Annotated in this window: 14 protein-coding genes; 6 read left to right on the forward strand and 8 right to left on the reverse strand. The window is 41.4% G+C overall.

The window, feature by feature from the left end:
- Nucleotides 1-153: 153 nt before the first annotated feature.
- Nucleotides 154-462, forward strand: coding sequence for a DUF1289 domain-containing protein (locus SJY39_RS13250; protein WP_080573667.1), 309 nt, complete (start codon nucleotides 154-156; stop codon nucleotides 460-462).
- Nucleotides 463-549: 87 nt separating this feature from the next.
- On the opposite strand, the gene SJY39_RS13255 is transcribed toward SJY39_RS13250, so the two are convergent.
- Nucleotides 550-900, reverse strand: coding sequence for a HopJ type III effector protein (locus tag SJY39_RS13255; RefSeq protein WP_016769138.1), 351 nt, complete (start codon nucleotides 898-900; stop codon nucleotides 550-552).
- Nucleotides 901-1,094: 194 nt separating this feature from the next.
- Between SJY39_RS13255 and SJY39_RS13260 the strand changes: the two genes are divergently transcribed.
- Nucleotides 1,095-1,754, forward strand: a complete 660-nt coding sequence (locus tag SJY39_RS13260) for a PilZ domain-containing protein (RefSeq protein ID WP_010428648.1) — start codon at nucleotides 1,095-1,097, stop codon at nucleotides 1,752-1,754.
- A 106-nt stretch (nucleotides 1,755-1,860) separates the two neighbouring features.
- Here the strand turns inward: SJY39_RS13260 and luxQ are convergent, their stop codons facing one another.
- The 5 genes from luxQ to SJY39_RS13285 form a co-directional block, all read right to left on the reverse strand.
- Nucleotides 1,861-4,428 (reverse strand): quorum-sensing autoinducer 2 sensor kinase/phosphatase LuxQ, encoded by a 2,568-nt coding sequence (luxQ, locus tag SJY39_RS13265; RefSeq protein ID WP_010428645.1) that lies wholly within the window; start codon nucleotides 4,426-4,428, stop codon nucleotides 1,861-1,863.
- On the reverse strand, nucleotides 4,428-5,522 hold the full coding sequence (locus SJY39_RS13270) for an autoinducer 2-binding periplasmic protein LuxP (protein WP_016795856.1): 1,095 nt from the start codon (nucleotides 5,520-5,522) through the stop codon (nucleotides 4,428-4,430). The genes luxQ and SJY39_RS13270 overlap by 1 nt, the downstream gene beginning before the upstream one ends.
- Before the next feature lie 306 nt (nucleotides 5,523-5,828).
- Nucleotides 5,829-6,143 (reverse strand): GIY-YIG nuclease family protein, encoded by a 315-nt coding sequence (locus tag SJY39_RS13275; RefSeq protein ID WP_010428640.1) that lies wholly within the window; start codon nucleotides 6,141-6,143, stop codon nucleotides 5,829-5,831.
- Nucleotides 6,144-6,800: a YceH family protein gene (locus SJY39_RS13280; protein ID WP_010428637.1), complete on the reverse strand. Its 657-nt coding sequence runs from the start codon at nucleotides 6,798-6,800 to the stop codon at nucleotides 6,144-6,146. It lies immediately after the preceding gene.
- 64 nt (nucleotides 6,801-6,864) lie between these two features.
- On the reverse strand, nucleotides 6,865-7,065 hold the full coding sequence (locus SJY39_RS13285) for a hypothetical protein (RefSeq protein WP_016769134.1): 201 nt from the start codon (nucleotides 7,063-7,065) through the stop codon (nucleotides 6,865-6,867).
- Between the two features lie 195 nt (nucleotides 7,066-7,260).
- Between SJY39_RS13285 and SJY39_RS13290 the strand changes: the two genes are divergently transcribed.
- The 3 genes from SJY39_RS13290 to SJY39_RS13300 all read left to right on the forward strand — a co-directional run bounded on the left by SJY39_RS13290 (nucleotide 7,261) and on the right by SJY39_RS13300 (nucleotide 8,778).
- Complete coding sequence (locus SJY39_RS13290; protein ID WP_004730049.1) at nucleotides 7,261-7,575, forward strand: DUF496 family protein; 315 nt, start codon at nucleotides 7,261-7,263, stop codon at nucleotides 7,573-7,575.
- 170 nt (nucleotides 7,576-7,745) lie between these two features.
- Nucleotides 7,746-8,372 (forward strand): D-Ala-D-Ala carboxypeptidase family metallohydrolase, encoded by a 627-nt coding sequence (locus tag SJY39_RS13295; RefSeq protein ID WP_010428625.1) that lies wholly within the window; start codon nucleotides 7,746-7,748, stop codon nucleotides 8,370-8,372.
- A 169-nt stretch (nucleotides 8,373-8,541) separates the two neighbouring features.
- Complete coding sequence (locus SJY39_RS13300) at nucleotides 8,542-8,778, forward strand: hypothetical protein (protein ID WP_010428622.1); 237 nt, start codon at nucleotides 8,542-8,544, stop codon at nucleotides 8,776-8,778.
- 129 nt (nucleotides 8,779-8,907) lie between these two features.
- Here the strand turns inward: SJY39_RS13300 and SJY39_RS13305 are convergent, their stop codons facing one another.
- Nucleotides 8,908-11,490, reverse strand: coding sequence for an ATP-binding protein (locus SJY39_RS13305; RefSeq protein ID WP_016786461.1), 2,583 nt, complete (start codon nucleotides 11,488-11,490; stop codon nucleotides 8,908-8,910).
- 908 nt (nucleotides 11,491-12,398) lie between these two features.
- On the opposite strand from SJY39_RS13305, the gene SJY39_RS13310 reads away from it, so the two are divergent.
- A complete protein-coding gene (locus SJY39_RS13310; RefSeq protein ID WP_010428618.1) occupies nucleotides 12,399-13,835 on the forward strand; it encodes a glyceraldehyde-3-phosphate dehydrogenase in 1,437 nt (478 codons plus the stop codon).
- Between the two features lie 283 nt (nucleotides 13,836-14,118).
- Here SJY39_RS13310 and SJY39_RS13315 read toward each other — a convergent pair whose 3' ends face one another.
- Nucleotides 14,119-15,198 carry a hybrid-cluster NAD(P)-dependent oxidoreductase gene (locus tag SJY39_RS13315; protein WP_016769129.1) on the reverse strand — a complete coding sequence of 360 codons (1,080 nt, stop codon included), beginning with the start codon at nucleotides 15,196-15,198 and terminating at the stop codon, nucleotides 14,119-14,121.
- Nucleotides 15,199-15,262 lie beyond the last annotated feature (64 nt).

Consider the following 15,262-nt stretch of genomic DNA (forward strand, 5'->3'; position numbering starts at 1 on the left):
CCCACTCGACAAAAGGGGCGAGATGCTACATGAAAAACCTTAAAATTACGAGTTGCTTTGTTAATTTTACTGAGTCAATTCTTGGTTAACAGGGCTCTGCAAAGGAAAACAAATATGCTACATTTCAGCACAAATGAATCATGGGTCAGATAAATGAAAACACCTTGCCGAGCGGCTTGTAAAAATAATGGCGGCATATGCAGTGGATGCCATCGAACAATGGATGAGATTATCGGCTGGAAAGGGTTATCTGAAAACGAAAGAGAATCAGTGATGAATAATCTGAGTGGCATTAGCTCAACTCATCAATGCCCAGAATGCAATGAGCCTGCACAATGTGATATCAGTGCGGGAAAAGAGACGTGTTGGTGCTTTGAATTAGAGAAGCGAGACACCGACAATATTCCAAAAGCAGGTGTTTGTCTGTGTCGTAAGTGCCTATCAGCCTTACCTGTTCAGTAGTTTTTGTGCCTATGAACTTGCACTAGAACGCAAAAAGAAGCGAGATACCATTATCTCGCTTCAAGACACGATTAACTAAATGAGTGATTACTTAGCTTTTGCAACCAATGCCGGCTGAGAGAACTCGACTCCCCCCCAACCATGTATCATGAAGTTTCGAATATTTTGATGGTCGGTATTCTCAGGAAAATCTAGTACGTCATTTCGGTAAAACTGACCAAAACAAGCCAACGTTTGATCTACTGAGAGGCCTAACGCTAAACCAAAGGCAAAAATCTTACACGAACCATTGTTCTGCCCTGCCGCATTAACCACATCGCCATTACGAAATTCACTCTCAGAAAAATCATAGCTAGCTTCTATCACTTGCATTGTATCTTCAAATTGAACGCTTTCCGGTGCTTGTTTCAGGTTTTCTAAGAAAGTTTTCAGTTCCATTTACTCATTCTCCATTAAGTACACAACTAACAATAGTCTATCTTGTTTTACGGCAAGAGTAAGCTGTTGTTTCCTGTTGAAAACACCTCACCTTTTTACTCGACACCTGCAATTACCTTAATGAAACTAATGACATAGTATTATCAGGACGTTATATTATTTCATCAGATGGTTAACATTGTTCAATAACGAATATGCATAAAGATAAAAACATAGAACTGTTCAGATACCTTAAACCCGGTACAAAAACAGCAGGTGTGTTGGAATTCGGCCCAGACGACTCAGTCCAAATAAGCACCCTGTATATTGGCTATAAGGAAGATCAGTACCTGATCTTAGAGCTCTCCCAAAAAGCAACCGAGGCACTCACTCTCAGAAAGCTCACTAATGTTGATATGATTGTCCGTGCTATTACCGATACTGAGCTTGGACATATCATTGCATTTAAAACCAATGTACTGGCTCATATCACTTCGCCAGCGCATCTTATTTTTCTTCGCCCGCCGTCTAATTTTGCGACTAAACCAATCCGCGAACACGAAAGATACAAAGTGCACCTAGGGTGTGAAGTGACCTTTGACACGCTGTCACTTGACGCAACGTTAGTGGATTTTTCTGTCTCTGGCTGTGGTGTTTACATTACACAGCAATCTGATATCGATATAGGTTGGAAGATCAAAGTCAATTCAGTACTGAGCGAGCATTTAGAAAGTGAGTTGGTCTACAAAGTGGTGAGTAAGAAAAAGCAAGGTCAAGGCTGGATTTTTGGTATCCAATTTCCCGAACACTTAAGCATGAGTGATGAGCTAAAAACACTACTGTTGGAACAAGCCTTTATCGCAAGTTCTTTGTAGCAGTTTATTATTGGGATGTTGTGATTATAAAATTTTAGGAATAAAAACGATATTTCACCACAATTTCATAAAGGAATCCCATACGACTATTTGCTTTTGCTAAAGATTAGTCCTGTTGCTCCCAGTAAGAGTTTTTAAAATGTACAAAAGCTTGGTGTAGAGACTCTTCCTTGATCGGTTTTACAATCACGTAATTTGCCCCGGCGGCTAGGAAGCTGTTTCTAGTCGACTTCTGAGCGTCAGCGGTACAGGCATAGATAGGTGTTGACAAAACAATCTCATCTCTCAATTTCTGAGTGGTTTCGACCCCTCCTAAATTAGGCAGTTGGTTGTCCATTAGAATGAGGTCAAACGTATTCGCCTTTGCCATTTCTATTGCTTCTAAACCGTCTTTAGCCCAAGTCACGATCATTCCATATTTTTTACAGAAAGCTTGTGCGATAAATGCATTCGTGTGATTGTCTTCTACCAACAATACTTCTAAAGGTCGACTAAAAAGCGTTTCAGGATCAATCTCTGCTTGTGGTTTGTAACCTAACAACGACTTTGAATGCAATTCAACCGGTAATTCAACAATAAACTCAGAGCCTTGACCCATGACACTGCGAACTTGAATATCTCCCTCAAGCATATCGACTAGGTTTTTTACAATCGTTAATCCGAGACCAGTGCCGCCATACTCGCGAGTTGTGGTCTCCTCTGCTTGTACAAACGGTTCAAAAACTGCATCGATCTTGTTTTCATCAATACCAATACCACTGTCTTTGACTCGCACAATTAAGCTGGCTTTGTCGGAGTTAAAAATACTTTCTAGCTCAAAGTTGACTGAAATGCTGCCTTGATGAGTAAACTTCAATGCATTACTCAATAGGTTAAACATAATTTGGTTAAGTCGAACTTGATCAGTGTATATCTCAACGTCATCAACTAAATGATTCATAATACTAAAGACAACTGATTTATCCTCGCATAACGGTCGATAAATACTATCCAACGTATTAACCAACTCCGTTAAGCGAAAGTCTTTTTTCTGTATATTAAATTGACCCTGTTCGATTTTAGAGAAGTCCAAGATGTCATTAAGTACCGCCAGTAAGTGTTCAGCACTGTTGCAAAGTACATCGACTTGGCCCCGATTATCTTCTCCCTGTAAAGAACGTTTAAGCAGCTGGGACACACCTAGAATACCGTTTAGCGGCGTACGAATCTCATGGCTCATCTTAGCTAAAAAGTCGGCTCGTACATTCGCAAGATGCTCAGCTTCTTCTCTTGCTCGATCAGCCTGTCTCTCTGCTTCTATCAGCTTAGTGATGTCTTGCCCTTGAACCACCACTCCTGTAATACCGTGTTCAACGCGAATCGCAGACATGTTCCAACGGAACACCTTTTCACCGATTGGCACATTAATCCCCGTCAGTTTCGCGCCTTGAACCACCATTTGAATGTTCGGCAACATACGACTCTCAAACTCTTGAGCCATCGCACCATAGTTGTCATCGTCATCGAATAAAGCCATGCGAGCTGCCGGGTTCATCTGAATCAAATCGCCTTTTTCAGACCAGACCAAAATGGGTGAATGAGCAAAATTGAACAGATCTTGGAACTTTTGGTTCTGTTCAGATAAACGTTCAAAGGTATCTTCTAGCGTGCAACCAATATGATGGAACTCGAAAATATTGGAACCATCAAACTTGTTGTATTCATCATTGTCACTTGCGGAACGGGTAAAGTTCATCAGTTTATCGAGCTCAGCCGCGACTCTTCTTTGAATCCAAGCTCGCGTAAAGAAGGACATAAAGACGATCACAACGATCACGACAATAATGGCGCGCTCATAATTCTCTTCTAACTCAATAAAATTGGTGTTTTTTTGCACCGCTCGAATAGTGAGTGGTGTATCAACGGCGTTTATCTGAATCGTCGTGATGGTGACGAAGTGGAGAGGTAATTCATCATGGACTTCGTAAGCAAGAATATCCGTTATCGTATAGCTTTCGTCACCACTGAACGTTGAAGTAACTGGCGCTCCATTAGCCTCGATGACAATATTTTCGCAATTACTTCCTTGTTGGATAGATTCTGCAAGAGAGAAGTTATTGTCTAGCACAATGGCAATATATAACTGACCAAGAACCTCACCGGTCGCGTTATCAATAATGGGTGTTCTTCGTGCCAATAAATGGCGGTCGCCAATATCGGTGGCTAGCTTCAAAAAATGCCAATTACTACTGAACGATACTTCATTAGAGATACTCTCTAATGACGTATTGTCTAAACCATAAAACTGACCATTTCCATCGTCCCAAACTAGACCATTATGAGTAGAAATAAAGCGTAAATCTGGCGCGTGAGCAGGCTCCCGCTGATCAACACCAAAGAAAAAATAGCTCAACGCCTCTTCATTATGAGTATCAAAATACCCTCTTAAAGTTTGACTGTGTGAACTACTATCTTGGTGAATTTGAAGAACAGACAAACGGTAGTCGAACATGTTTTGGATCAGGCTTGATGTTTGCTGAACGGTTCGATTGGTCTCTTGTTTCACAATATTACTACTGGTCTCATAATTATGAATAAGCACGCCAAGCGCCATCACCCCTATCACTAAAATAATAATACGGGTAATTAATTTGGCTAAAGTGTTTCTTGGTGTATTGGCGTAGCTTTTCTTCATTATTGGCCTGAGTACCTAAATGCACGCTTCTTAAGTTCTGAAATACGTTCCGAAGAGTCTTCTTTGGTGACAACTTCGAACTCACCAGAATAAACGGTAGGAACTTCCAACCCAGCAAGGTCCCATTTGATAGCTTCTGCCATCGCAATACCCGTATCGTCATTCATTCGCATGACAGTAACATCTAAGTCACCTCTCTCAATCGCTTCAAGTTCAGCAGAACCGCCTCCCCAGCCATTAATTAAGATATCTTTACGCGACTCACGAATCGCTTCTACAGCACCTAGAGCGACATCAGTTGCACATGCATAGATAAAGTCTAGATCCTTATTGTTCGCAATGCTGATTTTAGCTGCCTGGTAACCACTTTCCTTATCTGATTTAGTGTAGAAAGAAGACTTGAGATCAAAATTAGTATCGGTGTTTACATCATGGATAAAGGTATCGCCACGAGCATCACTAATGTAGCCCTCTGAACGATATAGAACCGAGTACTTACTGTTAGGAGGTGTCACTTGTTTAAAATAGTCCGCCAACTTCAAGCTGCCTGTTGCATGGTCAAAACCCACATACATAAATGGCTGCCTGTCTGCCCACGCACGTACTGGAGTGGTGATGTTTTGCAGGATCAACTTGGTATCCGTAGAGCTCAATACATGCTCAATAAATTTACGGTGTCGAGTTGTATCTAGCGTAAAAATTAAGTAATCCGTCTTGTTTTCAATCGCCTCTTGCAAAGAAATACTCTGCTGAGATATATCCGCATTGACACGAGTAAACACTTGGTTTATTTGGTAATTAATTCTTAACCTGTCGAGACGTTTCTCAAAGGCTTGGATATTTCGGACCCAATAATCGGAGATCTGTTGGCCAGGGTAAACAACAGAAATTGTGATCGGTCTATCTTGAGCTCGCTTTAATGGCACGGGGTGGTTTTGTACAGCTTCGACCATCTTATCCGTCAGCGCTTTTTGTTCTGGAAATTTAGCAAGATAATCCTGGTATTCCCAATACCCATTGAGGACACGGGTACCGTGGGAGAGAGCGGACGCAGAAAATACGGCAAGTCCAAACAACATCAATAAACGTTTCATATTTTTCTCGTTTTATATGAACTACTTTGGCTCATTTTTTAACCTAGCATGACACCATCTCTTTGTATGGCTGAAATATATTATGTAGGACAACGACGATAAATGATAGCGTCTAAAACTAATTAGAACGACATTCCAAATGAGTAATTAGTCAATCTGATATTGATATAAAAACTGATGGCCCTAATGCAAGTATCAAAAAGACAACAAAACGGTTTATATTTATTAAAAATCAATAACTTAAAAAGTATCGTACAATTCTTCATTCTTAATAATTAGTTCAATAGTGAATATTTTAGCTATGATTTATGAGACTTCGGTATATTGAATTTTATCTTCTTGCCACTCAATGATTAATTTGAGTGATACCAATTTTTCTTTACGAGATTTGGGCAATTGTTTGATCGCGTATTCGGTTTTCAATGCCTCACTTTTAGACCCGACACTAAAACTCCAAACTAGCTTAAGTGGACCTTTACCTTTTAAGGCCTTTGCACCTTTACCTTGCTGATGTTGTTCAAAACGACGCTCTAAATTGTTAGTTACTCCACAATAGAGCGCGTTGTTTTTATTGCGGATCAGATACACGACCCAATCCGCATCTTTATTAGACGTCGTCATTTAAAGCAGTGATTCAACCAACTCTTTCAACTCCGCCACTTCTGCTCTTAGGCTTGCGATTTCAGATTCAAGTTCTTCAAACTTTTCGCTCGTCGCAGATGGCGTAGCCGCGCCAACAGATGCCGTCTCAAACGCTTCAACATCAACTTCTCCACTCAACAAGTGTTGGTAACGAGATTCACGTTTACCAGCTTCGCGAGGAAGTTTGACCACTAATGCACCAGCTTCTCTTGCAGCTAATTTCTCTAACGTAGCTTCCACTTCTTTCACATCATTGAAATTCGCTAGGCGGCCCGTTCGAGTTCGAAGTTCACCGGGTGTTTGCGCACCGCGAAGTAACATACAGCAAATAATCGCACGCTCTTGCTCGGTAAACTGCAGATCACCAAATTCAGTATTGCAGAAACGATGTTGATACTTATTAACACGGCTGTTGAAGCTGCTTTCATCACTCACCATGCGACGCGCAATCAAACCATCAACCGCATCTAAAACATCTGACTCTGACAGAGAAAGAACTGGGTCACGATTGCTCTTTTGATTACAAGCCGTTGTTAAGCTATTCAGTGTCAGTGGGTAATGATCGGGAGTAGTCACTTCTTTCTCGATCAAACAACCAATGATTCTCGCTTCAATTGGGGAAAGTACTGTGTTCATCGTTTTTCCTTTTTATTATTTTTGATAATTCCACCTCAACACTTAACAATTCAGCCAGTAATAGCTAGTGCTCAGACAAAATTGGTACTCGTTTCTTTCTACCTTGCTCATCAATCAATATGATCTTAGAACGATTAAGCTCTATTTCCACGACTTCCAAATAAGTACGCTCTTGGACATATGCTTCACGAAGCTTGTTTTTCTCTACTGAAGATTCAGTCGCATGCTCCACCGAATCTACTATTTCCAATTGTTGTTCTTTCATTTAACATTTCGTATCAATGCAGTATCTATACTGGATACTAACGTGAACACTTAGATAAAAACAATCACGTATCAGCGAGACTGCCGAATAATTATACAAGCTTACTTTCGCTTTGATCTAAAGACTGTTACATCATCAATTGATGTGCTTTAATCAGAACCAGACAACGTATTTGACGAATAGGAAAAGGAATCTATGAGCAGCGTATTTGAAATTGTTAACCAAGCACGACGTAAGAACAAACTTAAGCGTGAACTTTTAGACAACGAAAAGAAAGTTCGCGACAACCGCAAGCGTGTCGACCTCCTTGATAACCTACTTGATTACATCAAGCCAGAAATGACTCATGACGAAATCTTAGGCATTATCAAAAACATGAAAGCAGACTACGAAGACCGTGTTGATGACCACATCATTAAGAGCGCAGAGATTTCTAAAGCGCGTCGCGATATCAGCCGTCGTATTCGTGAACTAACAGAAGAAGACAAGCAAACCCAAGGTAAGAAGTAATCTAACCGAGTAAATTGACTTGCAATAATGTTAGCAACCCACTCTTTGTAGTGGGTTTTTTTGTACGTAAATTCTATCGTCTATACTTAATTGAACGTAAATGATTTGGTGACAGCAAGTTATCAAGTGAAGGTAAGTTACTAAGTAAACGCAAGCAATGGAGTGACCCTATGTACGCAAGTATTCTGATTACCTTAGCGCTATCATCAACTCAGCCCTACCCCGAAGAATTTGAGAGACTTTACACTGAAGAGACAGAAATCACTTACGACGACCTCGTAGTAGATGTTCATGGTTACAAGGTTCCGACTCGATCGGCATTTCGAGGTTGGATGCTTCTTAATCATGCAGAAGATAAAGTAAAGGAAGTTGGGCAACAGCTCAAAGATGCTGGTGTGACCAAAAGTATGCCATTGCATTTAGTGCTACTTCAAGGAACAGACTGGGCAATGAGTAACACCACTTTGTTTACCCTTCCCAATAAGAAAAACGTGCCTAACATGATCAATACCTTGAAATACATACAACAATACATCGAGCCTGAAATTGGTATTGTTATCCCTGTTTCAGGCGAACGTTCTAAGATTTACAACCAGCAGGCTGGAGGGGCTCTGCAAAGCAAACATTTGGAATTCTGTGCCTTAGATCTCGTTCCTGCCAACGGCATTTCTCGAAGCGATCTGCACGTTAAACTTAAAAAGATTCATGCTGAATTCGGGCAAAAAAACAACGTTGGATTGGGGCTATATTCTGGAGTTCGATTCCACATCGATACTTGCGGGTTTAGACAATGGTAATTAAGCACACGATCGAGTCACATTGACCGCAAATCCACCAGAGTCAATTTGACCCTATTGGTATTTAAATTCAATATAAAGCATTGATAATATTAATTTAGAACAACTGGAACGCTAATTGCTATTGATAACAAGTATCATAATTATTATTGGCAATTAGGAATTCAATATGAAGACAATGACTCAACGCTTTCAAACTCTACTTTCTGTATCAAACTTCAGTTTAGCGATTACTGCCTTGCTCATGCTACTGAGCATTATCATTGCCTATCCTTTGGCCGACCATTTCTCTTTGTCCATCCAGATCGTCGCACACATCAGTACCATATTGGTAGCTGCATTACTAAAAATAAGTTACGTAGGTCGTTGCCTTGCCCAGTACAACCTTGGCTTGGAAGTTCGCTAGATACTTAGCAGTCGTTTGGAGATAACCCTATTCTTCATTTAATAATGAAGCTCTATGGCGCTATAGAGAACGTTAAAGGCGCTTCACAATAACATCACTCAATGAAAACTGAGCTCGGCAACAAAACGACTAGACGATATCAAGACTACTAAAGAGATCATAAAGCTGATGAGACTTATAAGGTTTCGGTAAATAAGCGTTCATTCCTGCTTCAAAGCAATCTTTGATGTCTTCTTCTAATACACTAGCGGTTAACGCAATAATAGGCAGTGGTATAGCTTGCTGATCGAGTTCCCACTGTCGGATCGCTCGAGTCGCCGTTATACCGTCCATAACCGGCATCATACAATCCATTAAGATTGCATCAAACTGAGCTCCTTGGGTTATCACATCGACCGCTTCTTGCCCATTACTGGCAATCAAATATTCATAGCCCGCTTGCTCCAAGAAGAAACTGGCTATTTTCTGATTCATCAGGTTATCTTCAACAATTAAAATACGTCGATTCAAGGCACGAACTTCTTCATCCTTTGATACCACCTGTGGTGCTTGCTCTTCACCTATATCAAGAGACTGCAGGCTGTTTAGGAATCGTCTTCCTAAAAAAGGTAATGTATGGGTCGAGTGGACCGATTCTGGTATGAGATTGGTTTTAAATAAATGATGCTGACACACAATGACGCGTGTCAGTGGATATAACTCCTTTAACGCTGCAAGATCTTTCCTCATAGAGTGATGTAGCGTGTGACAATAAAAAACCAAGTCACTTTCTTTTAAGCTCTCATCAAGTGCCGATATAGATGAAACAACGTTAGGTTTGATGTTCAAGCGACCACACTCTTTAACCAGTTGATCGAGATAATTAAAAGAGTTCGAGATAATAGTCGCATGACTTAAAGTCTCGAAAGTTTGGACATGAGTTTCAACGACATCGACATACAGACAAAAAGTAAACGTCGAGCCCTCTCCTTTCAGCGAACGCGCGGTAATATAACCGCCCATCAAATCCACAAGTTGACGACAAATCGCAAGCCCTAACCCTGTGCCGCCAAATTGGCGTGTAATGCTGCCATCTTCTTGGGTGAAGGGTTCGAAAATGGATTCTAACTTCTCAGGCTCAATTCCAATCCCGGTATCAGATACACTACACTCGAGCTTACCTCTGCCCATAGACATCGGTGTATAAGCAATATCCGTTGTAATGATTCCCTTAGACGTAAATTTGATGGCATTAGACAACAGGTTTGTCAGCACTTGTCGAACGCGGTATTCATCGAAAAACAGTTGTCGTGGGGTTTGAGCGTCAATATTGATATCGAGTTCAATATCTTTACTTATCGCTTTCGACAAAATCACACTCACTGAGTCATAAACCGCTTCTCGCAAATCGGCATTATGTGGCGACAGCATTAGGTTGCCAGACTCTATCTTAGAAAGATCGAGAATATCATTGAGCAGCACCAACAACGAATGTGAAGACGATTCTATATCTTCGAGTACCTCTTGTTGGTTAGCACTCAGTTGGCTCTGGGATAAGATCTCGGCCATACCGATAATGCCATTGAGCGGCGTTCGTATCTCATGAGACATATTAGCTAAGAACGCGCTTTTCGCTTTGTTTGCCGAAATCGCATCCTCTTTTGCTTCAATTAGCTCTTTATTGTGTTGATGATTACGCTCCATTACTCGATTCAGGGTTTGAGTAAACTCGGCTAGCTCATCGTTACCTTTCACTTCAATAACCGTAGGCTTACCGTAACTATCCGCACATTCAGAAACCCCTTTTAAAATGAGTGATAAGTTTCGGTTTAAACGTAAAGAAGTCGCGATACCCAACCATAGCAAAACACCTGAAACGACAAGAATCAATAATGTCATAATCAAAGTTTGTCTTTTCTGCAACGCAATATTTCTGGTCAAATCAGATTGAAGTTGTTGAGTGTAAGCACTCACCGCTTCTGAAATGGCCTGCTTCTTTCGTTCTAAACCTTCAACATGCTCATATATTTCAGGTGACGAGAAATCTCCTTTCAGAATTCGTCCAGTAAAACTGTCTTGAAATTCGTCTTTGGAAAACGTCTTTAATAGTGTTCTAATTTCAGGCGAGCGACTACCCGAGCGAAAAAACGTCGCTAACAGCTGTTGCTGCCTTTCTAAAGCACCCACATAACTCAACAGATATTGATCTTTCAGTTCTGGAGAACGATATAAGCGGTAACTCAACCACGCTTCTCTCTGTGTCCAAAATACGTAATTAGTGAGATTGATAAACACCGCATCGGTTTGACTGATTTTTTCATCGACTAAATTAATGTGATATTCGGACAACTCCATTAATACATCTTTTAGCAAATCGAAAGCGCGCTCTGTTAGCTGTGTATTGTCATTGTTTGGAATTGCGCCTGTACTTTTTACAGCTCCACCTAGGCTAACTAACACACGCTTCAGTTCTAACAATTGTGGTTCGACGGTCCAAGTAGTGTCGAGCGATTGAAGTCTTCTCTCGAACTGAGATAGCCTATCAAGTTCAGTTTGCAGTCTTGATAGTAATTGGCTTTTTTCGGGGGAATCATTAGACAGAACCAACCATCGATACGCATCACTTGAAATAGTATTAAAAGATTGAAGCGCTTCAACCTTAATGCGGGTTGTCTCAAGGTGACTCATTTTTTTATCGTTCTTCAACACTTCATTGACTGTAAATCCAAGCATGATGAATACAGAAACGGTGGAAAGAAAAATAAGACGCCATCTAATTGACATGTTTATCATTTTTATAACGACTCCCTTCCCGTAAGTGATTTTTTCTAGCCTAAGTTAAGAATAGGACATTAACCGGAGTTATTGATCAAATTGGATATGAACAAACGATACTCCGAGCCCAGAATGACAAATTAGCCGCCGCTGGTATCCATATCAGAGGGTAAAGGGAGAACGACTCCCAAAAACAAATGAGGTATCAGCATGAAGAGTGTATATAACTGAGCTTTAAACAATTGAAGCTTAAAGAAACGACGCATTATCGAGTTATTATCACTCATAGAACGCGTGGACCGGAAAGCTCATTGGTTTGATTCAGCAGTCAATAATAATTCTACATATTAACCAAGCCGTTAGTTGGGTTAAATTTGTGACACCTAAACGCTTGCGTTACGTACTTTCCGCACTCAACTTCAGCTTGTTCAAAGGTCGAATAGGAAAACTCGTTGATTGCCTTATTTGTCGTTTACTTTTTACGTGTAACTCGTGTTCATGATCACACCTTTAGTGTTCACCATGGCCAGGTTTTCATATCATATTTTGAGATAAGTATTTTTTGTCGAAAAATAAGTACTACAGATTGTTAAAGTCAATAGCCTTTATTAACACTAAAATGTTGATTTTTGGCTACTATATCGGAATTTTATAGATAATTTATCTGCATTTATTTTTCCTAGCAGAATAACCCGTCGTACCTTACAATCCTGCCACATAAAAATTACAAGTTGCACACAAGGCATATCAAGCACATTTAAGTGGCAATAAAGACCACAGCCTGATGCCTTAAATCCCCTATGCTGATTGGCTTCCCTACAACCGCCATGAATGCAGAAACTTAACGTGAAAGGTCCCGAGTAAAGATGAGTCCCGAAAAGCACCTCCTAGACTGGCAAACTAGTCAAACTATTGCTGAATCCATCGCCCCAACTTTAGGTCAGTTATACCGTCAAAAAGGCGTAGAGGTTATCCTCTTCGGTAAGACCCTGGTTAACGCGACAACTATCGACATCATCAAAGCTCACCGTATCGCAAAACGTTACACTGGTTCTCCTCTTACAGCAGAACAGACTCAACCAATCATTCAACACCTTCTCTCTATGGAGCTATCTCCATGTCGCATCGATGTTGGTCGTCTTGCTCATGCATTCTGGCAAGATCGCGAAGACACAAACGGGTTGGATGATTTCCTACAAACTGCACTCATCGAATCGCTTAAAGGCGATGCGATGACAGAACCTCGTGACGTTGTATTATACGGTTTTGGTCGTATTGGCCGACTGCTCACTCGTCTGTTGATCGAGAAAAGTGGCCCGGGTTATCCACTGCGTTTGCGTGCAATCGTTGTACGTGGCGGCAAAGATGGCGACCTAGAAAAACGTGCTAGCCTGCTTCGTCGTGACTCTGTACACGGCCAATTCAACGGCAGCATTGTTGTAGACCAAGAACGCAAAGCGATCATCGTTAACGGTAACTTCATCCAAGTTATCTACGCAAACAAACCAGAAGACGTGGATTACACGGCTTACGGTATTGAAAACGCACTTGTGGTTGATAACACAGGCGTATGGCGTGATGCGGAAGGCCTAAGCCAACACGTTGCGTGTAATGGTGCGAAGAAAGTTCTACTGACTGCGCCAGGTAAAGGCGATATCAAGAACGTGGTATTTGGTGTGAATGAAAATGTTATTCAGCCAGAAGACACCATCATCTCTGCAGCAAGCTGTACTACTAACGCAATCACTCCAGTATTGAAAGCGGTTCACGACAAGTTTGGCGTGCTGTCTGGTCACATCGAAACGGTGCACTCATTCACCAATGATCAAAACCTAATCGATAACTTCCACTCGGGTGATCGTCGTGGTCGTGCTGCGTCACTGAACATGGTTTTGACATCGACTGGCGCTGCTAAAGCAGTATCAAAAGCGATGCCGGAAATGGAAGGTAAGCTAACAGGTAATGCGATTCGCGTACCTACGCCAAACGTTTCAATGGCAGTTGCGAACCTAAACCTTGAGAAAGGCACAAACAAAGAAGAGTTGAACGAGTACCTGCGTGAAATGGCGCTGTCTTCTGCTTTGTCTGCACAAATCGATTACACAGACTCGACTGAGATTGTATCGACGGACTTGGTTGGCTCTCGCCACCCTGGTGTGGTTGACGGTGTTGCGACTATCGCACAAGACAACCGCGCCGTGTTGTATATTTGGTACGACAACGAGTTTGGCTACAGCTGTCAGGTTGTTCACTGTATGGAACAAATGATGGGTGTGCGCTACAAGACTTACCCTGAAGTATAAAAACTGCTTAGAATCTGTAAATTGCTTAGATTCTATGACTTCCTTAGATTCTATAAACAGTTTTAGGTAACCAGCTCCACAACATAATAATTATATCTGCAGGGTCTGTAACGGGCTTTGCAACCCTTCTTGTTTTACTCCCCCGTATAAATAGGAAGGTTGCCACTTAGATCTGCTCTCTCTATCTGATCTAAGTGGCCTTTTTACATCTGGCAAGCTAACTTTTATCGCTATTACAAGAACTTTATCCTCATCACTCTTGGAAAGCTTCACTTCACGTCTGTTACAACTCAATCTCAACATCTGACTGAATCGAGCTCGAACACGCGAGTACATAACCTTGCTCAATCTGTTCTGGCGTCAAAGTCTCTTGGCTGCTTGACTCCACCGAACCTTTGGTTACTTTACACTTACACGAACCACAAATCCCACTGCGACAAGCAATAATAATCGGAACGCCTGCTTTCTCTAATGAATCAGCGAGTGGTGTGCCCGCCTCCGCTTCTACTTCTGCGCCAAAGGCAGGAACAAACACCTTAACGGCACCATTTGAATCTGCAGACGCTTCCGCTTGTGATTCTTCTGAAGCAGTATTGCTATTGGCTAGTGAATCATTAGTTTGAGTCGCTGGAGTAAAACTTTCTTGATAAAAGTTATCCATGTTGAACTCAAGTTCTTTCAGGTAGTTTTCTATGTCTTGCATGAAGCCTACAGGCCCACACAGATAAACCGTTCTATCTAAGATATCTGGGCTCAGTTTCACTAACCAATTCTTATCTAATCGGCCTTGAGGAGCCTTTGTTCCTTCACTGTCTTTCAGCAGTAATCTTAAATTGAAGTTCGCATGTGTCTCATCAAGTTGGTTAAGCTCTTCAAAGTAGATGGTCTCGCGTCGATTACGTGCCATGTGAACAAAATCGATTTCAATATCACTACCTTGAGCCAACCAATACTTTGCCATCGCCATCACAGGTGTGATACCACAACCTGCACTCACTAGCGTTACTTTCTGTGTTGCCGTTGGCATGCAATCAATACAGTTAAACGTACCTGCTGGCTTCAATACAGAAACCTCATCACCTTCATCAAGTTCATCAACAATAAAGTTCGAAACCAAACCACCTTCCACACGCTTTACCGTCAGCTTCAGGCGGTTATCTTCAGGACAAGATGCTACAGAATAGGCACGGTAATCGGTTTTCGTCGGCATATCCAAACCCAAGGTAATGAACTGCCCTGGCTTAAAGTTGAAATGTAAGTCTTGTGGAATGCGGCCAAGCTCAAAGCTGACCGTATCTGGCGTCTCGTGCCATTTCTTTAAACACACTAAATTGATTGAATCGCTATCCGACCATGCATACATAGTTCGTGTACCTTGCTAATGATTAAATGACTAAAGATTTAAATCTAAAAAACCCCGCCGTTGT

The organism is Vibrio sp. R78045 (assembly GCF_042466085.1).
GTDB lineage: Bacteria > Pseudomonadota > Gammaproteobacteria > Enterobacterales > Vibrionaceae > Vibrio > Vibrio cyclitrophicus.